Below are 18,176 nucleotides of genomic sequence, written 5' to 3'. Positions count from 1 at the left end.
AGGTAAACGTTTGGATTTTTAATGAATGAAGAATTTTAGTTGGTAATATGACTAATAAATAGATTCTGTCTCATTCCAAAATAATTCTTTTGGCACATAAGCGTAGCCTTCCATCAAACGACGGGAGGTTCTAGCTACAGCTGTTTTGTTAAATTGAACCAGTTGACCATTGTCTTTACAGTCGATAGAAAATTCCATAGACCCTGATGGATGGCCAATAATAACTTCATTATAATAAGGATTAGTACTGCATTCATAAACTATGGTTCCCGTCAATTTTGCAGCAGCTGCTGTACAGATTCCGCCAGTAACGGGAAATGTTTTATGCATTTTTTGCATAGACATTGCGCGAGCTGTTAAATGAATTGTTTGATGCTCTATGATATCTCCATGTATATTTGTGTATGTCTGTGACGGAGAAACCATAATAATTTTAGGACTTGATGGGGTTACCTTTGTCGCATCTTCCACACTTTCTACAAAACCTATTTTTTTAGCAGCGGATGAACGGATTATTTCCAAAGTATTCAGCTGCTTTGCTGTTAAATCAGTATGCATCTCTGTTCCAGTAAGGCCTAATTGCTCCGCTTGAATAAATACTGCTGGTGCAGCTATATCAACTATACTGACATTAAAATCTCCCGCTTTTGTATGAAGGATTTCTTTTCGATTACCTGTAGGAAAAAGCTTCCCAGTTTTTGCACCATCAGCATGAAGAAAATTTAAATCTATTTTTGCTCCTTTTCCTGGTACACCATCGATAGTATAGTCTCCTTCAGATACTGATTTTCCAGAGCTGACTGGAACACAAGCTTCAATTATCGTATTTGTATTTGTATTAAAAATCCTTACCTTTGTGTATGGTTTTTGTACAGCAACCAAACCTTCATCGACGGCGAAAGGCCCAACACCGCTTAAAATATTTCCACAGTTTGAATTATAGTCAATTTTCCCTGTTCCAATGCCAACCTGTCCAAATGTAAATTCGATATCTGCATCAGGTCTAGTAGAGACACTTATAATAGCCAGCTTACTAGTTAGTGAATCTGCTCCTCCTAATCCATCAATTTGTCTTTCATCTGTCCCGCCATAGATGGAAAGAATTACTCTGTCTCTAACTTCTGGATCATCAGGCAAATCGTTTTTTAAGATAAAAACACCTTTGCTTGTTCCACCACGTATAATTACTGAACGTATTTTTTCATAATCTCTCATAAATCATTCTCCTTTGCTTAAAATCCAATTAAATTTGTCGGCCAATAAATATCAAGAGCTGAACTCAACAGGGAGACGCAAATAAGAACAAAAACTACAGAAATCCCGGCTGATAGCAGTTTCATTTTTGATTCGAAAATTAGGAATGTAAATAAGAATATAACTGTTGCTAACAATAATCCTCCGATAAAAATAAGTAATAAGTAACCAATCACCCATCCGATATATTTAAGCGGTTGTAATAAAGGAAGAATTGTTTGATTTTCCTCTTTTTTCTGTTGTTTATAGATTGTAAATACCTGAGCTATGAAATAAACAAACGTTAATATTACACCAGCAACAGAAATATAGAGAGGGAAAAATTGTGCTAATTTACTAAAGGTCAATGCTTCAATTAAAGTAAATGTAAATAAGGAAAAAAGAAATCCGCTAAAAATAAGATTAAGATAATCTTTGTTCATTTTATATTCCCCCTTTACTTTCAAATTTTTTACTAAAACGTTTCATGATTGTTCCTCCTGCAAGAAGAAGCACGATAATAATGGCAAGTGCAATGACTAGTGGATTTGTAAGCCATTCCCATCCGTACCTTTCAATGGATATCCAGTAATATCTTTCAGCAGGGAGGGCGAGCACAAAACCAATAAGTAATGGAGGACGCGGCCAATCTAAGATTGTCATAACGTAACCAAGTAAGCCGATAACAACAAATACAATCAAATCTCCCCATGACATCGTACTTTGGTAGGCACCTACCACTAATAAAACTAAAAGAAAGGGAACAATTTTTTCTCCTGGAACTAAACTGATTTTGGAGATAGGGCGAACTAACAACATACATAATAATGCACCGAAAATATTTGCAAATACGAGCGTCCATACAATAGATAAGGTTACAGGAAGATCGTCAGACAACATTTTCGGTCCTGCTTCCAGACCCATGAGTGTAAGCCCTCCCAGCAGGATTGCGGTAGTTCCACTGCCTGGTATACCGAAAAGTAATGTTGGGACAAGAGAGCCTCCTTCTTTAGCATTATTGGCACTTTCTGGAGCAATTACGCCTCGGATATCACCGCTGCCAAAATAATTATTTTTAACGGTTTTTTGCCCCGCACCATAAGCAATCCAGTCGACAACGCTACCGCCGAGTCCTGGGATAAATCCGATTAGAGCACCAATAACTGCACTGCGAAATACTAAAAATTTATTTTTCAGCGCATCCATAACTCCCTTTAGAATGCCGCTTTGCAATTTAGCGTGACTTGATACACTTCCTTTGTCTGTTAGCATTGTAATAAGAATCGGGAATGCAAAGATAGCCATTGCAACAACGGGTAAAGAAATCCCTTGTGTTAAATAAAGTGTATCCAATGTATATCTGTACTCAGGAACTGCCGGTGCGCTTCCTACAGCGCCAATAAGCAAACCAAGAATCCCGGAGATGATTCCTTTTATTGGTGATTTTCCTGCTAATAATCCTGCCATACTAAGGCCTAACATTGTCAGCATGAATAATTCGGGTGAGCTGAATGAGGTAATTAATGGTCTGGCAAAAGGAATTGTTAAATAAAGCGCAATTCCGCCAATAACACCTCCAATCATGGAGGAGAAAAAGGATGCGCCCATTGCTCTAGAAGCTTCTCCTTTTTTTGTTAATGGGTATCCATCCATAATGGTTGCTTGAGAACCCGAAGTCCCTGGTATACCAAATAGTATGGAAGGGAAGGTATCTCCTGTATGAATTACAGCAATCATTCCAATTAAAAGAGCCATTCCAACATATGGTTCCAGTCCGAAAACGAATGGAAGCAGTAAAGACATACCAACTGTTCCGCTTAAACCTGGCAGTAATCCAACAATGACTCCAATTCCAATACCTAAAAACATATAGATTAGTCTTGAAGGATCTAATACGATCATTAAAGCTTCGATTGCACTTTCAATCATGAAATTACTCCTTTCTATAGCTTATTAATGTCAATATCATAATGAAGTTGTAAATATTCAATGATCCATTTTTTGGTATCTGGTGAAATGGAGAAGGACTGTTCAATTTGATTATTTAATTCCTCTCCCACAAAGGCATCATACCCTTCAAGAATATCCTGTGATTCTTCTTCAAAGCTCGTATCTTCAATTAAATTTTCCATTCCTTGCTGCAGTATTTTTTTGGAATGGTTTGGTGCGTTTTTGTGTACCCAAATAACTTTGTTTAAGCTATAGGAAGCAGCCACGGTTTGCTTATAAGCTTCCCATGCTTCTCCGCTGGGTTCTGTTCCATAGATATCGATATAAATTTCTTCAATAGTAGGAAGCTCGGGAAATTGCGGATCTCTAATAAGATTCCCATCTTGATCCACTTGACCTAAACTATATAAAGGAACAGCATTTCCTTCTTCTACTAAATTTTCTACATTACTTTTATAGGCAGAAGTGGTTTGGTAATCAATATTGCTTTCTCCTTGTTCAAAAGCAACGCGTGATGGACCACGGCCTTCATAACCTAATACAGCTTTGACATCCATCTCTAAAACTTCAAAAGACAGCAGGGTTACCAAATCCAGCCCAGTTGGCGAAATGCCTGCATAATATAGTTCATTCTCTAAAGAAAGCAAGTTTTCCATTCCGTCCTTTGCAAGTTCCGGTTTTGTATAAACAATCCCCCCTGATGGAGCGCCTATTAATGGGGTGAAATCATCTAAATCATAATCTACAGAAGACTGCTCCAATATAAACGGAACGTGTGACGAGGCACTGGAGGTAAGAATATTGAATCCATTTGGTGAACGAGAATTAGCGTATTCATTCGTTCCGGTAATACTTGCACCTCCAGGAATATTTTCTACCTGGACTCGGGGCTCCCCTTCAATATGTTTGGCAAAGTAAGGTGTCATAAATCTAGCAAAAACATCTGTTCCTCCTCCAGCCTGAAAAGGAACAACAAACGAAATCGTTTCTCCATCATAAGAAGTACTTGCATTTTTATCATTCTCTGTTCCTGTTGCTTCCATGGTGTTACAGCCTATTAGCATGGCACTCATCAAGAGTAATAAGATATAAAAAAGATTTATTTTCAAAAGATTCATCCCTTTCCAAATAATAATTGTTTTTATAGTAAACGCTTTCAGAGAATAAGTAAAATAATGATATTTTATTTATCTTCATAAAAAAACTTGATAACCTATGATGTTTTCTACATAATGGGATTTAAATAAATCCAGAGGAGGAATAAGATGGAACAAAAAGATTGGATTTTATTGAAAACGCTTCATGAGGAAAAAAATATGACTCGTACAGCAGAAAAATTATATGTATCTCAACCATCTTTAAGTTATAGACTCAGAAATTTAGAAGGGAATTTAGGGGTAAGAATTTTTTTTAAAACAAAAAATGGAATAGAATTTACTTCTGAAGGAGAGTATTTAGTGAATTATTCTCGAGAAATGCTTAAACAGTTTCAGTTTGTGAAAGATACAATGAGTAATATGAAAGATGAGGTGTCTGGAACCCTGCGAATAGGCGTATCCAGTAATTTTGCCCAGTACTTGCTGCCAAGAGTATTGAAGGATTTTTCTAATAATTTTCCGAATGTTCGGTTTAATGTTAAAACTGGCTGGAGTACACAGGTTATTGAATTTCTTAATAATTCCAGTGTTCATGTAGGCATCTTAAGAAATATACGAGGATGGCATGGAGAAAAAATACTTTTAAAGAGAGAAGCGCTATATCTTATTTCTAAAGAAAAAATAAATATGGATTTTTTACCAGAATATCGCTTGATTAATTATAATACTGACAGCTCATTGAAAGAGAGCATTACAACCTGGTGGGCAGATCAGTTTTCAGAACCTGCGAATATTGAAATGGAAGTAGATCGGCTTGAAACATGTAAAGAAATGGTAAAAAATAATTTGGGTTTTGCTATTGTTCCCGGGATATGTTTGAAACAAGATGATGATTTATACCAGCAGGCAATTTATTTTAAAGATGGAACATTGGTTACAAGAGAAACTTGGCTTGTTTATAACCAATTATTTGAAAATTTGTCAGTAGTTAAGCATTTTGTAAACTATTTAAAACAATGGAATGAAGAAGATTAAATTTATTTATCGTCTTATTAAAGAAAAAAGTATTAGACGTTTATTAAAAGATAAATTATGTTAAAAGCCAAAGCGTGAAAAGGAGGAAAAGAATGACATTATATAAACTTGGTTTATTAGAAGGAGATGGAATTGGTCCAGAAATTGTCCATGCAACTGCTCGTGTAGTAAATGCAGCTATTAAAAAGCAGAAAGTTGAGATCAAATGGGTCCAGCTTCTAGTTGGTTGGAAAGGAATCCGGGAAGCAGGACACCCGCTCCCCGATGAGACGATTGCAGCTTTAAAGCAATGTCATGGATGGATTTTAGGGCCACACGATTCTGCATCTTATCCTGAGAGGTTTAAAGCAATGCGTAATCCTAGCGGTGAATTACGGCATCGATTTGATTTATTTGCGAATATTCGTCCGACAAAAACGTTCCCTGGCATTCATGGAGTAGTGAAGGAAGCGGACCTGATTATTTACAGAGAAAATACAGAAGGTTTTTACGTGGATCGGAATATGTTTCAAGGGGTAGGAGAGTTTCAGGTTACCCGGGATGTTGTACTTACTACAGGGGTCTTCACCAGGCAAGCTATTGAAAGAATTGCTCATGCTGCTTTTCAAAAAGCGATGCAACGAAAAAAAAAGGTGAGCATTGTTCACAAAGCAAATGTAATTCGTATGGGGTCAGGCATGTTTTTGGAAGTATGTAAAGAGGTTGCGAAGAATTATCCAGAGGTGCAAGTAGATGATTATCATATAGATGCAATGTGTGCCCATATTGTTCGGCGAATGTCAGACTTTGATATCATTGTGACGGAAAATATGTTTGGAGATATTCTATCTGACTTAACTGGTGAATTAATTGGAAGTTTAGGGCTTGCACCTTCTATTAATGCTAATAAGGATGTTGCCATGGCGCAAGCAGCTCATGGATCTGCGCCGGATATAGCAGGGAAAGATCTTGCTAATCCAATCGGGATGATGCTTTCTACTGCTCTTTTATTAGAATGGATGAGCAAAAGATTTGCTGATTCCAGATTAAAAAAGGCAGGAGTAATAATAGAAAAAAGTTTATATCAAACATTAGCTGATGGTGTAAAAACAAAAGATCTAGGAGGAAATAAAGGAACCGGAGCTTTCACAAATGAAGTATTGACAAGACTCAAGTCATAAAAAAATTTTATCAACTATACTAAAAAAACAGTATTTTATTTATCTTTTAAGAAGTATTATACTCAGTGTAAATTATAAATAATTTATGGGAGGACAATATGAATAGAAAAGATAACCAGAAATTCGATGTAGTTGTTGTAGGCACTGGAAATGCGGCACTTTGCTCAGCTATTGCTGCGAAGGAAAATGGAGTTAATGTTCTTGTTTTGGAGCGCGGACCCAAGGAGAAACGTGGTGGGAATTCTTTTTTTACAGATGGAGCAATACGTTTTGCTTATCAAGACAAACATGCGTTGAAATCAATTTTAACACAACTAACACCAGGAGAATTCGAAAAAATAAGTATACCAGAATATCAAGAAACTGATTTTCTTCAAGACATTATAGCAGTAACAGAAGGAAAAAGTGATCCCGAGCTATCTAAACAGTTAGTTGAAAAATCTTATGAGACAATTGAATGGATGAAGCAGCAAGGTGTAGGATTCGAACTGAATGAAAACCAGTCATTTGATAACAATGGCGTCCGTCAGTTTTGGGGAGGATTGCCAGTAAAAACATATCGTAAAGGTATCGGATTAGTTGAGGCTTTATTTCAAAAGCTGGAAATGCTTGAAGTAGAGATTCAATATGATTCAAGAGCTCTTCAACTAGAAATTGAAAATAATAAAGTAAGCGGTATCATTATTGAAGAAAATGGGTTAAGAAAGAAAATTCCTGCAAAGGCTGTGGTCTTGGCATGCGGCGGCTTTGAAGCAAACAAGGAAAAACGTATGAAGTATCTGGGCGAAGAATGGGGGGCAGCGATTGTCCGTGGAAGTGAATTCAATACAGGTGATGGGCTGGACATGGCAATAGAAGCGGGCGCACAACCTTATGGTGATTGGTCAAGCTGTCATGCACATACCACAGATTTTCAAGCTCCAAAAGTTGGTGATTATAAAAAACCTGGTGATATTTATAAGAAATCCTCGTATCCTCTTGGCTTAATTGTAAACGCAAATGGAGAACGTTTTGTTGACGAAGGAGCAGATTTTAGAAATTACACTTATGCAAAATATGGAAAAGAAACACTTCGTCAACCAAAACAAAAGGCGTTTCAAGTATTTGATAATCAGGTACGTCCATTGTTAAGAACGGAATATAATCTAGAAGAAGCAACCTGTTTAAAAGCTGACTCGATAGAAGAATTGGCTGAAAAAATAGGTGTAGACAAAAATAAATTTTTAGAGACTATAAGAGATTATAATGACGCTGTACAGGATGGAGATTATAACCCGGCAATCAAAGATGGTAAGGGGACAAAAGGAATTACACCTCCGAAAAGCAACTGGGCTTTGTCTTTTCAACAAGCACCATTCTATGCTTATCCAGTTACTTGTGGAATTACCTTTACTTTTGGAGGCATTCAAGCCAATAAGCATAGCAAGGTATTAGACGAAAATCAAAATCCAATTCCGGGATTATTTGCTGCAGGGGAAATGATAGGCGGTCTATTTTATGGGAATTACCCTGGTGGTTCAGGTTTAATGTCTGGGGCTGTTTTTGGGAAACTAGCAGGAGAATCAGCAGCAAGCTATGCGGAGCAGTTTGATGAAGTAATCAGTAAATAAGCAGTTGATTTGATAACAACAAAGCTCATATCCAAATAACTGCAATTTCTATTTGAGGGTATTTTCCAAATAACTTATTTCTCATGAAATTCTAATCTTACTCAAAGGGTGTTGTCATTATTAACGGGTAAGATGTAGTTAATAAGAAATAAGGAGGAAAAAATAAATGAATAAAAAAATTGGAATGTTTGCAGGAGCGGTTGTATTAGCAGGAGTTGTCGGAACAGGAATTTACCATGCAGAAGCAGCAAGTTCAAACGAAGGAGAACCCCAAATTGTTGAAGCAGGCAGCTTAAACATGGAGGACGCAACGAAGAAATTGGAAGAGGAATATCAAGGTAAGGTTAAAGAAATGGAACTGGATCGAGAAGGAGATAAGTCCTTTTATGAAGCAGAAATTATTGTCGAAAACCAAGAATACGATGTGAAGATGGATGCTGAGTCAGGTGAAGTGGTTTATGAAGAAATAGACGATAAGGATAGACATGATGATGACAGAAATGATGATGATGTAAATCTGGAAGAGAACCAGCAGGACACAGCGGCAGCAAATGAAAACAATGATAATAAAGAGAATATCATAGCACAAGAAGAAGCAATTCAGATTGCAAAGCAGGAATTTGATGGAGACGTTACAGAAATGGAATTAGATTATGATGATGGCAGATATGTTTATGAACTGGAACTTGTTAATGGACAGCAAGAAGCAGATTTTGACATTCATGCTGAAACAGGAGATATTCTATCTTTAGAAATCGATTATGAAGATGATTGATAAAAAATAAATTTAAAATACAGGTGATAAAAAGGAGGGCGATTTTAGTCCTCTTTTTTGGCAGTTAAAAAAGTATAAACTTTCTTACTACATAAGTGTAACTAAGGTCGTCGCCTAAGGGCTTGGTAACAACCAAGTTTTCTAACGTAAAAGAGTTTCATATATGAGGAAAAAGGGTAATAAAAAATTGATAAATAATTAAGAAGGGATTGATTAGGAGGATTTGTATGAAGAAGGTTACATTATTTATCAGCGAAGGTAGTCAAGCATCGGAAAAGGTAAAAGCATTTCTAGATAAGAATGATGTTACTTATGAACTAAAAAACGTGACAGAAAATAAAATGTATTTAAAGGAATTACAGGAAATGAAGATTTTTGGGACACCGACTCTGTTTATTGATGGTAAGAAAATAGAGGGAAATCAAGAGAATAAAATTCTTTATGAATTAGGATTAGCTAATAATTTGAGTGAGGATGCTTATTTTTTTGAAAATGTGTCCAAAGATGGTTAAGGGCTATGCACGTATCAGCTTTCATTTGCATAAAATGGTAGTAATCTAAAACGTAAATGTAAAGGTTCAATGGTGATGAAAAGAGCCGAATCTACCATGGTCTTAGACGTTCAGGGAATGCCTCGAAAAAAACAATTACCATACAGTATATTTTATAATAGAAATTCCTTTTCCCGAAACGTCATTATAAAAAGGCAAAAGAAGGTGAGAAATGTGCAATATCGAAATTTCCCCCCTAATGGATTTAGTAGAAATAATCCTTATGCACCAGTTTCTTCAACTATTAACCAGCACAATGAAAGACAAGAGCTTACTCCATATGAATTATTTTCAAAACCAGAATTACCGACACAGTATTTAATGTCGCAGCAGCAAATCCAGTCACAGCCAGGTGCGGGCGCCGGCGGAACAAATGAAAATAACCCGTTTAATTTTGATACAATGATTAGCAAAGTAAGTCAGTTAGCAAGTACTTATCATCAAGTTTCCCCGATTGTGAAGCAATTTGGTACGTTTGTAAAAGGGTTCATGTAGGTATATATCAGCCCGATTTAGAAATGATAAGGTTAACCTCCTGCTCTGTGTATCACAGGAGGAGATTCCATTAAGTTTAATTTTATAAAGGGAGTAGAAAATCATGATAGGATGTTTAATTATTCATGGGTATACTGGAGGGCCCTATGAAGTGGAACCATTGGCAAATTATTTAAGAGACAGCACAGATTGGCATATTGAAGTGCCGACTTTGCCTGGTCACGGTACAGAATTAAATTTGAAAGATGCTTCGTATAAAAGATGGATTCAAGCAGCGGAAGAAGAACTTCAGAAACTGATTGACCAGTTTGATACCATTTATGTTATCGGATTTTCTATGGGCGGGATGATTGCTTCCTATTTAGCAGCTAAATATGATATTGCTAAGCTTGTCCTGCTCGCTACATCCGGTAAATATCTATCCTTAAAACAAATAAGCTTAGATGTTGCTGCAGTAGTTGGCGATGGAATACGCGGAACATTAAAAGAAAATCAATTATTCAATCACTATAAAAGGAAAATGGGCGTTGTGCCGCTAAAAGCGCACTTTGAATTTATGAAGCTGATCCGGTTTACCAGAAAATATCTGGATAAGGTGAATTCTCCAGTGCTAATTGCCCAAGGACAGCTTGATGGCATGGTTCCTTATAAAACAGCATATTATCTTGATAAAGAAATTCACTCTGAAAAAAAGGAAGTAGTCTTTTTTGAAAGATCCAAACATTTAATTTGCCTGGGGACTGATAAAGACACATTAAACAATATGGTCTATGATTTTCTGATGGAATCATCTGCATAAAAAATGCTGGGACAAACTCCCAGCATTTTTTTAGTGTTTTTAATAATTAATTTTTGAAGAAAGAAATAACTAGCGCACCTTCACCGCCGTATGTGGAAATAAGCGGTCCTGATTCTTCTATAATAGCATCGTAAAAAGCGTATTTGCTGCGGATTTTCTCAAGTACATTTATCGCTCTTTCTTTATCTCGGCAATAGGTCATCGTGATGATTTTATTCTCGGTATTTTGTGTGTATTCACCAATTTGATCAACGAATCGTTTTAAAGATTTCTTCTCACCGCGTACTTTTTCTGCAACATCAATAGCGCCTTCCTCTGTTGCCTTCATCAATACTTTTATATTTAACGTTTTTGCGATTTTCCCCTTTATTTTTTCTAAACGGCCGCCCAGAACAAGATTATCTAAACTTTTTAATACAAATAAAGTCGCAGTTTGTTCAATGCGTTCTGTTAAATGATGGACGAGATCTTCAAATGCGTACCCTTCCTCGATTTTCTTATTTGCTTCATGCATCAGCAGGCAGATACCGCAGGAAGCCGTCTTTGTATTAAGCACCTCAATAACACGCTCAGGCTCTTCTTCTAAGAGCATATTTTTTCCTGCCACAGCATTTGCGTAGGTGCTGCTTATTTCATTAGATATACTTAACATCAGAATCTGCTTTTCCGGCGGGATTTTTTTATATGCTTCATAAAAATCGGAAGGACTTGGAGCTGCTGAACGCGGAACCTCTCCTAATTCCTTTACTTTCTGATGAAATAATTCAATATCCATCGTTTGCCCGCTTTTGTACTGGCCGTCACTAAAATGAAGATATAACGGAACGATTTCTACATGGAGTTTGTTTTGTAAGAATAGAGGCAGATCAGCAGAGCTGTCTGTCATGAATTGAATTGTCATTGATTCACCTGCTTTAATGCGTATTATTTGTGATTCTTTGTTGAAATAGTAACTTTATTTTTTCGTGATGTACTAAGGATAAATAAAAATAATCCAAATACAATAATGGTTCCTCCGAGAAATTGGGCCCAGGTCGGCGTCTCATTCAAGATAAGAAAAGCAAGGATGCTGGCGCCAATGGGTTCAAACACAATTGCCATGGAAATGGTGGAAGTACTCAACCATTTCAGTGACCAATTAAAAAGAGAATGCCCCAAAAAGGTCGGTATGATTGCCAGGGCAATAAAAATCCACCAATGATTGGCAGGATAAGAGAAGAAACTCTCCTGCCGGATGAGATTAAACAGTGTTAGTATAACCGTACTGATACCATAGACAATAAATGTATAGGTAATTAAAGAAACATTTTTTCGTACATGCTGACCGGATAGAAAATAAATGGTGACAGCGATTGCTCCGAGTAATGCAAGCATGTCCCCGTAAATGACTTCTCCAGATAATTGAAAATCCCCTGAACCGATAATCAATCCGCCGAGTAAAACAATGAAGATGCTGATGATTGCACCAGATGAGAAACGCTCGCCGAAGATAAAGTAGGTCCCGATAAAAGCAAAAATCGGCTGAAGTGATATAAGTACAACGCTGCTGGCGACAGAAGTGTAATTGAGTGATTCAAACCACAAAATAAAATATAGCGCTAGAAAAATGCCGGCAAGAATGGAAAGCCACCAATTTTTTGTAGAAATTCGTTTAAACTCATGCTTGTAATGAAATAAAATAAAAGGCAATAAGAGTAAAACGGCAAATAAAAGACGATAGTTGGCGATAATAGAAGCAGGCGCTTCTGTTGCAAGCCGGACAAGAATTGCTGATGTAGATATAGAAAAAACCCCAATGACAACTGCTGCTTTAGGGTTGAAGGCGGACTGACGCATGGTGATAACTCCCTTTTTACATGTTCAATACGATGTATTTTTTCTTCTTTGGTGTTATATAAGTGCAATGTGAAAACTGAATGCAAGCGCATGATAATTTTTTAGATCCTTCATTGGAGAAGTGAGGAATCTTTAATGAAAAGAAACTGGGAATTCTTAGTGCATACGCATACATAACTAATTACATTTTATCATGATACGAAAAAAAAATCATTTTAATCTGTGTACTGGATATATGGTATATAAGTATGGTATGATTAAGAAAGCATTTTTTAGGGGCCTCTTACCTTATTGAATTGGTTATGCCTTTTTTGTACTTTAAACGTTGATAATGAATAAGCGCTAAAATACGTTATTCGTTTAATTGCTGATGTGGAGTGAAATGTTCATTCAATCAGCAATTTTTAGGTAGTAAATCAGTAATTGTATAAAATATTTGAAGCGGACTTGATTTCAAAAGACTTTGCTTCTTTCACCGGAGTATTGATGATTTTTACTGATTTGTATAATAAAATGAAAAGTATGAGAAACTCTTTATAAGGCCTCTTTTGCAATAAAAAACAAAAAGGAGTCGACGATTACGTGACTAAATTTAACGAACTAGGCGTTTCTGCGCCAATAATGAAAGCTTTAGAAGAAATGGGGTTTGAAGAAGCTACCCCGATTCAAGCAGAAACGATTCCATACGCGCTGGAAGGACACGATGTGATTGGACAAGCGCAAACAGGTACAGGGAAAACCGCAGCATTCGGTATCCCATTGATTAATAAAATCGATCCAAAACTGAAAAAGGTTCAGGGTTTGATCGTTGCACCGACACGTGAGCTGGCAATTCAGGTAGCGGAAGAAATTAACCGTCTATCTAAATTCAAGCGGATACGGGCACTTGCTATTTTCGGTGGTTCTCCAATGGACCGCCAAATTCGAGCATTAAAAGACGGCCCTCAAATCGTTGTAGCAACACCAGGACGATTAATGGATCATATGCGCCGCAAAACGATTCGTATTGATGAAGTGCATACAGCAGTTCTCGATGAAGCAGATGAAATGCTGAACATGGGCTTTATTGATGATATTCGCGAAATTTTAAAAGGTATTCCAGAAGATAGACAAACATTGCTTTTCTCTGCAACTATGCCGAAGGAAATTCGTGATATTGCGACAACGCTTATGAAAGAGCCAAAGGAAGTTAAAGTAAAAGCGAAAGAAATGACAGTAGAGAACATTGATCAATATTTTATTGAGATTCCAGAGAAGTTTAAGTTTGAAACACTAAATAACCATTTGGATATCAATTCTCCTGAATTGGCTATCGTTTTTGCAAGAACGAAAAAACGTGTAGATGAAATCACTGAAGGGCTTCAAGCAAGAGGTTATCGCGCGGAAGGAATCCATGGAGACTTAACACAGGGTAAGCGTATGTCTGTATTGAATAAATTTAAACAGGGACGGGTAGACGTTCTTGTGGCAACAGACGTAGCAGCCCGCGGACTGGATATTTCCGGTGTAACACATGTGTACAATTTTGATATCCCACAAGATCCGGAAAGCTATGTTCACCGTATTGGAAGAACTGGGCGAGCTGGTAAAACAGGGGAAGCTATCTCCTTCATCACACCAAGAGAAATGGCTCATCTCAGCCTGATTGAAAAAACAACAAAAAGTAAAATGAAGCGTCTGACGCCTCCTACTAACCAGGATGCGCGACGCGGACAACAGCAAGTAACCATTGATAAAATGAAAAAGGCGATCGATCAAAAAGATTTGAACCCTTATTATGAAGCGGCGAAAGAATTACTTGATGATCATGATTCCGTTACGGTTATTGCTGCTGCAATCAGCATGATGACAAAAGAAAGAAGAGATACACCTGTACGCATTTCCTCTGCTGCACCAATCAGTGTGAAAAAAGCGAAAGAGGATAACCGTCGTGGAAATAATAAAAAACGTTATTATGGCGGACGTGGCCAAGGTGGACGCAATCAAGGCGGAAGAAACCAGGGCGGCAGAAACCGCAAAAATAATAAAGGGAATTTCCAGCGTAAAAGAAGAGACGACCGTTAATTTAATATCTGTATAAAAAAACATGAGGCAACGTTCTTACAAGAACAATGCCTCATGTTTTTAACTTTGGTGATAAACTTTAGCTCTTAAGACGGAATAACCGCAGCCTTAATGTGTTATAAAGGAACGCGTGATTCCAGTCTTGAAAGAGTATCGCAACGTCAGTAAACAAGCGTAAAAAGAAGCATTCACTTGTCTTTTAGTGAATGCTTCTTTTTAAATAAGATGTTTTTTATTCAGATAGCTCGGATAATGCATCCTGATCAGCGATAATCGTTACATTTGCATGCTTTTGTAAAATAGAAGCAGGGAAATCTTCTGTAACAGGTCCATTCACTAATTTATCTAACGCTTCTGCTTTTTGTGAACCAGAAACTAAGAGAATAATTTGTTTGGACTGCATAATCGTATCGATACCCATGGTAATAGCTTGTGTTGGTACATCATCGATGGAATCAAAGAAGCGAGCATTTGCTTGACGGGTGGATTCATCCAAGTCAATTACATGGGTTTGCATAGAAAATGGTGTTCCTGGTTCATTAAAACCGATATGTCCGTTTAAACCAATCCCTAAAATTTGAATATCAATGCCGTCAGCTTGTTTAATGGCCTTTTCATAGCTGTTGCATTCTTCCTGTAAATCATTTGCATCTCCATTTGGCAGGTTAACCTGTCCGCTATCAATATCAATATGATTGAACAGAAGATGATGCATATAATAGTAATAACTTTGATCATTTTCTTTGTTAAGTCCGACATACTCATCTAAATTGAAGGACGTCACATCTTTGAAAGAAACATTGCCTGCTTTGTGTTCTTTGATAATTTCTTCGTACAATCCTTCTGGTGTAGATCCAGTTGCTAAACCCAGCACACTGTTTGATTTCTCGTTTACTTGCTCTATCAGTTTTTTTGCTGCCAGCTGGCTCATCTCACTATAATTTTCTGCTCTGATAATATTCATTATGCTCCCCCTATAAGATAAATATAAATTATGATTTATCCTCATTATATAGTTTTTGCAATGCATCTGCCACTGCTTGTACCTGAGTTCCGACAATAATTTGCAAATTATTTTTACTTACTTGCTGAACACCGGGAACTCCTGTTTTCTTAATGCCATCCTGGTTTACTTTATCCATGTCCTGGATTTCCAGGCGCAGTCTGGTTGCGCAATTATCGATAGAATCAATATTTTCTTTTTTACCGAGATGTGTATAGATTGTTTCAGCCATTAATGTATGTTTGTCTTTAGCTTCATTGGCTGATTCAGGATTTGTAGTGGGTTCTTCAGCTAATTCATTATCATCCTGACGACCAGGCGTTTTCAAGTCTAATTTTACGATTAAAAAACGGAACAAGAAATAGTAAACAACAGCAAATGCAAGTCCTTGCAGGATGAGCATATAAGGCTGATTTGCCAATGGCAGCCGGAAGCTCAGGAAGTAGTCTACAAATCCTGCGCTAAACGTAAACCCTGCAGTCCATTGGAAGGCTGCTGCAATGAATAAGGACAGTCCGGTAAGTACAGCGTGAACAAAATACAATACAGGGGCTAAGAACATAAAGGAAAATTCTAGCGGCTCTGTTACTCCTGTAAAGAATGAGGCAAAGCCAACTGCCATCAATAGTGATGCTGCTTGCTTACGCTGTTTTGTTCTTGCTGTATGATACATTGCAAGCGCAGCTGCTGGAAGACCAAACATCATAATCGGGAAAAATCCAGCCATGTATCTGCCTGTAACACCAGGTTCGCCATTGCCATCCCAAAAATTACCGATATCATTAATACCTGCTACATCAAACCAAAATACATTGTTCAATGCGTGGTGCAATCCCGTCGGTATTAATAAACGGTTAAAGAATCCGTATAGACCTGCGCCGGCAGCGCCTAAATTACTAATCATTGTTCCGAAGCTCACCAGCCAGCCATAAACAACCGGCCAAACAAAAAGAACAGCGATGGAAACGAGCAGCATAGTTGCCGCTGTTAAAATAGGTACAAGACGTTTCCCGCTGAAGAAAGCAAATGCGTCTGGCAATGAAACATGACTGAAGCGATTGTAAAGCGCTGCAGAAATAAGCCCGGCTAAAATTCCAATAAAAACATTTTCGATATTATCAAAAGCCATGTCTACCTGACTTAAATCAATCTGCAGTAAACTAGCGACGCTTTCTGATTCCAATACCTTCGTAATAACGAGATAGCCAACCAGCCCGCTGAGCGCTGCGGCTCCGTCCTTTGCTTTTGTCATTCCTATTGCGACCCCGACTGCGAAAAGAATAGCCAGGGAGGAAAGGATAGCATCCCCGCCGCTGATTAGAAAAGCAGCAAAACGGCTGTCAGCTTCAAAGAAACTGTCTATCCAATGACCAATTCCCATAAGAACCGCCGCTGCAGGTAATACAGCAACTGGTAACATCAGTGATTTACCAAGGTTCTGTAAATATTTCATCATAATTTGTATCCTCCTATAATAATATTTAATACAATTATAGACGAAAAGAATACAAATTGTACATACATTTTTGAGATAGAAAAATGAAATACTTATAATAAAACACCTTGAAAGTATAATTTTTAATATTTGTAATTACAAATATTATGAAGAATTGTGTGTATTATCAGTTATTTAAAGGGCGATATAAAATTAATAACTGAATTTGAATATCAATGATTGAATTTGTTTTATTTGTTATGAAAGTATTTAGATTTGTCCAGGTTGAGCGGGAATACGATTGTGTATTTGTATGAAATAATGATTCGTTTTATATTTATTCAAAACCAGCAGTTTTTTTACATCAGGTAAATAAATTCAAATACCAGTGAATCAGAATATCGCCTGAAAAATAAGAGAGCAGCGCGCCCAAAGCGATAAAAGGGCCAAAAGGAAATGGCTTATTCCGCTGAATGATACTGAAACGAAGTAAAACAATTCCAATTACTGCTCCAGAAATACAAGCCAGCAGAAAGGTTGTAATAATATGAGAGAAACCCAATACAACACCGAGTACGGCCATTAATTTCATATCTCCTGCTCCCATTGCTTCTTTATTCCATAAGATGACGATAAAAATAATCAAAAAACCAGTAAGAGCTCCTGCTACAGAGTCCCACCAAGGGTTTAGCGGTTCTATCAGCCGTACGAGAATAAAAGCAAAAAGGAAAAGAGCTAATAGCTTATTTGGAATGACCATATAATAGAGGTCAGTGATGATGATAAGAATTAATAGGGATATAAATAAAAGAGAGAGAAGCACTTCTGTAGGAGTGGCTGCATGCCAGTAACAAAGGGTAAAGAGAAAGCCTGTGGTAGCTTCTGTCAGCGGGTATAAATAAGAAATGGAATAGCGGCATTTTCTGCAGTGGCCTTTCAGAAGAAGATAAGACAGGATGGGGATATTATCGTACCATGCGAGCTGATAATGGCAGGCGGGACATTTGGAACGTTCATTGGAAAAAGAAATTTTTTGCGGGAGACGAATGCCGACAACCATAAAAAATGAACCAAAAATGGTGCCAAACAGGAAAAAGATGAATGAAGTATAGATTTCCATAAGAAACCTCCTT

General features: G+C 37.2%; 17 protein-coding genes. 8 read left to right on the top strand and 9 right to left on the bottom strand.

Features of this window, described 5'->3' with window-relative positions:
- Positions 1-51: 51 nt before the first annotated feature.
- Genes ACW0TQ_RS00420 through ACW0TQ_RS00405 form a run of 4 tightly spaced genes read right to left on the bottom strand, consistent with a single transcriptional unit; the run spans position 52 to position 4,292 of the window.
- The gene (locus tag ACW0TQ_RS00420) at positions 52-1,215 is read right to left on the bottom strand and encodes a 2-methylaconitate cis-trans isomerase PrpF family protein (protein ID WP_042532374.1); all 1,164 of its coding nucleotides are present in this window, start codon (positions 1,213-1,215) and stop codon (positions 52-54) included.
- Positions 1,216-1,232: 17 nt separating this feature from the next.
- Positions 1,233-1,676, bottom strand: a complete 444-nt coding sequence (locus ACW0TQ_RS00415) for a tripartite tricarboxylate transporter TctB family protein (protein WP_042532376.1) — start codon at positions 1,674-1,676, stop codon at positions 1,233-1,235.
- Position 1,677: 1 nt separating this feature from the next.
- Entirely contained in the window at positions 1,678-3,162 is a 1,485-nt protein-coding gene (locus tag ACW0TQ_RS00410) for a tripartite tricarboxylate transporter permease (RefSeq protein ID WP_193064400.1), read from the bottom strand.
- 14 nt (positions 3,163-3,176) lie between these two features.
- Positions 3,177-4,292: a type 2 periplasmic-binding domain-containing protein gene (locus ACW0TQ_RS00405; RefSeq protein ID WP_139089078.1), complete on the bottom strand. Its 1,116-nt coding sequence runs from the start codon at positions 4,290-4,292 to the stop codon at positions 3,177-3,179.
- 156 nt (positions 4,293-4,448) lie between these two features.
- On the opposite strand from ACW0TQ_RS00405, the gene ACW0TQ_RS00400 reads away from it, so the two are divergent.
- From ACW0TQ_RS00400 to ACW0TQ_RS00370, 7 genes are all read left to right on the top strand, one after another.
- Positions 4,449-5,315, top strand: coding sequence for a LysR family transcriptional regulator (locus ACW0TQ_RS00400; RefSeq protein WP_042532382.1), 867 nt, complete (start codon positions 4,449-4,451; stop codon positions 5,313-5,315).
- A gap of 92 nt (positions 5,316-5,407) precedes the next feature.
- The gene (locus tag ACW0TQ_RS00395) at positions 5,408-6,475 is read left to right on the top strand and encodes an isocitrate/isopropylmalate dehydrogenase family protein (RefSeq protein ID WP_042532384.1); all 1,068 of its coding nucleotides are present in this window, start codon (positions 5,408-5,410) and stop codon (positions 6,473-6,475) included.
- Positions 6,476-6,573: 98 nt separating this feature from the next.
- A complete protein-coding gene (gene tcuA, locus ACW0TQ_RS00390; protein ID WP_042532386.1) occupies positions 6,574-8,085 on the top strand; it encodes an FAD-dependent tricarballylate dehydrogenase TcuA in 1,512 nt (503 codons plus the stop codon).
- Positions 8,086-8,251: 166 nt separating this feature from the next.
- Positions 8,252-8,860: a PepSY domain-containing protein gene (locus ACW0TQ_RS00385; protein WP_289584744.1), complete on the top strand. Its 609-nt coding sequence runs from the start codon at positions 8,252-8,254 to the stop codon at positions 8,858-8,860.
- 227 nt (positions 8,861-9,087) lie between these two features.
- On the top strand, positions 9,088-9,372 hold the full coding sequence (locus ACW0TQ_RS00380; protein ID WP_042532390.1) for a glutaredoxin family protein: 285 nt from the start codon (positions 9,088-9,090) through the stop codon (positions 9,370-9,372).
- Positions 9,373-9,585: 213 nt separating this feature from the next.
- Complete coding sequence (locus ACW0TQ_RS00375) at positions 9,586-9,906, top strand: hypothetical protein (protein ID WP_042532392.1); 321 nt, start codon at positions 9,586-9,588, stop codon at positions 9,904-9,906.
- 103 nt (positions 9,907-10,009) lie between these two features.
- Positions 10,010-10,705 (top strand): alpha/beta hydrolase, encoded by a 696-nt coding sequence (locus ACW0TQ_RS00370; RefSeq protein ID WP_042532394.1) that lies wholly within the window; start codon positions 10,010-10,012, stop codon positions 10,703-10,705.
- A 46-nt stretch (positions 10,706-10,751) separates the two neighbouring features.
- Here the strand turns inward: ACW0TQ_RS00370 and ACW0TQ_RS00365 are convergent, their stop codons facing one another.
- Together ACW0TQ_RS00365 and ACW0TQ_RS00360 are read right to left on the bottom strand one after the other, a co-directional pair.
- On the bottom strand, positions 10,752-11,606 hold the full coding sequence (locus ACW0TQ_RS00365; RefSeq protein ID WP_289584743.1) for a DegV family protein: 855 nt from the start codon (positions 11,604-11,606) through the stop codon (positions 10,752-10,754).
- 23 nt (positions 11,607-11,629) lie between these two features.
- Entirely contained in the window at positions 11,630-12,541 is a 912-nt protein-coding gene (locus ACW0TQ_RS00360; RefSeq protein ID WP_256705797.1) for a DMT family transporter, read from the bottom strand.
- Positions 12,542-13,123: 582 nt separating this feature from the next.
- Between ACW0TQ_RS00360 and cshA the strand changes: the two genes are divergently transcribed.
- On the top strand, positions 13,124-14,605 hold the full coding sequence (gene cshA / locus ACW0TQ_RS00355) for a degradosome RNA helicase CshA (protein ID WP_042532400.1): 1,482 nt from the start codon (positions 13,124-13,126) through the stop codon (positions 14,603-14,605).
- A 232-nt stretch (positions 14,606-14,837) separates the two neighbouring features.
- On the opposite strand, the gene nagB is transcribed toward cshA, so the two are convergent.
- The 3 genes from nagB to ACW0TQ_RS00340 all read right to left on the bottom strand — a co-directional run bounded on the left by nagB (position 14,838) and on the right by ACW0TQ_RS00340 (position 18,163).
- Entirely contained in the window at positions 14,838-15,569 is a 732-nt protein-coding gene (nagB, locus tag ACW0TQ_RS00350; protein WP_042532402.1) for a glucosamine-6-phosphate deaminase, read from the bottom strand.
- Positions 15,570-15,597: 28 nt separating this feature from the next.
- Positions 15,598-17,064, bottom strand: coding sequence for an N-acetylglucosamine-specific PTS transporter subunit IIBC (gene nagE / locus ACW0TQ_RS00345; protein WP_042532404.1), 1,467 nt, complete (start codon positions 17,062-17,064; stop codon positions 15,598-15,600).
- Between the two features lie 343 nt (positions 17,065-17,407).
- Entirely contained in the window at positions 17,408-18,163 is a 756-nt protein-coding gene (locus tag ACW0TQ_RS00340; protein ID WP_193064390.1) for a prepilin peptidase, read from the bottom strand.
- Positions 18,164-18,176 lie beyond the last annotated feature (13 nt).

It is taken from the genome of Oceanobacillus sp. M60 (genome assembly GCF_053839645.1).
This window is presented reverse-complemented; position numbering and strand designations above follow the sequence as displayed.

Coding starts and splice junctions, on each gene's coding strand:
- ACW0TQ_RS00410 (WP_193064400.1), bottom strand. CDS start 3,162: ATGATTGAAAGTGCAATCGAAGCTTTAATGATCGTATTAGATCCTTCA.
- nagB (WP_042532402.1), bottom strand. CDS start 15,569: ATGAATATTATCAGAGCAGAAAATTATAGTGAGATGAGCCAGCTGGCA.
- ACW0TQ_RS00400 (WP_042532382.1), top strand. CDS start 4,449: ATGGAACAAAAAGATTGGATTTTATTGAAAACGCTTCATGAGGAAAAA.
- ACW0TQ_RS00360 (WP_256705797.1), bottom strand. CDS start 12,541: ATGCGTCAGTCCGCCTTCAACCCTAAAGCAGCAGTTGTCATTGGGGTT.
- ACW0TQ_RS00370 (WP_042532394.1), top strand. CDS start 10,010: ATGATAGGATGTTTAATTATTCATGGGTATACTGGAGGGCCCTATGAA.
- ACW0TQ_RS00340 (WP_193064390.1), bottom strand. CDS start 18,163: ATGGAAATCTATACTTCATTCATCTTTTTCCTGTTTGGCACCATTTTT.
- ACW0TQ_RS00380 (WP_042532390.1), top strand. CDS start 9,088: ATGAAGAAGGTTACATTATTTATCAGCGAAGGTAGTCAAGCATCGGAA.
- nagE (WP_042532404.1), bottom strand. CDS start 17,064: ATGATGAAATATTTACAGAACCTTGGTAAATCACTGATGTTACCAGTT.
- ACW0TQ_RS00415 (WP_042532376.1), bottom strand. CDS start 1,676: ATGAACAAAGATTATCTTAATCTTATTTTTAGCGGATTTCTTTTTTCC.
- ACW0TQ_RS00395 (WP_042532384.1), top strand. CDS start 5,408: ATGACATTATATAAACTTGGTTTATTAGAAGGAGATGGAATTGGTCCA.
- ACW0TQ_RS00385 (WP_289584744.1), top strand. CDS start 8,252: ATGAATAAAAAAATTGGAATGTTTGCAGGAGCGGTTGTATTAGCAGGA.
- ACW0TQ_RS00365 (WP_289584743.1), bottom strand. CDS start 11,606: ATGACAATTCAATTCATGACAGACAGCTCTGCTGATCTGCCTCTATTC.
- tcuA (WP_042532386.1), top strand. CDS start 6,574: ATGAATAGAAAAGATAACCAGAAATTCGATGTAGTTGTTGTAGGCACT.
- ACW0TQ_RS00420 (WP_042532374.1), bottom strand. CDS start 1,215: ATGAGAGATTATGAAAAAATACGTTCAGTAATTATACGTGGTGGAACA.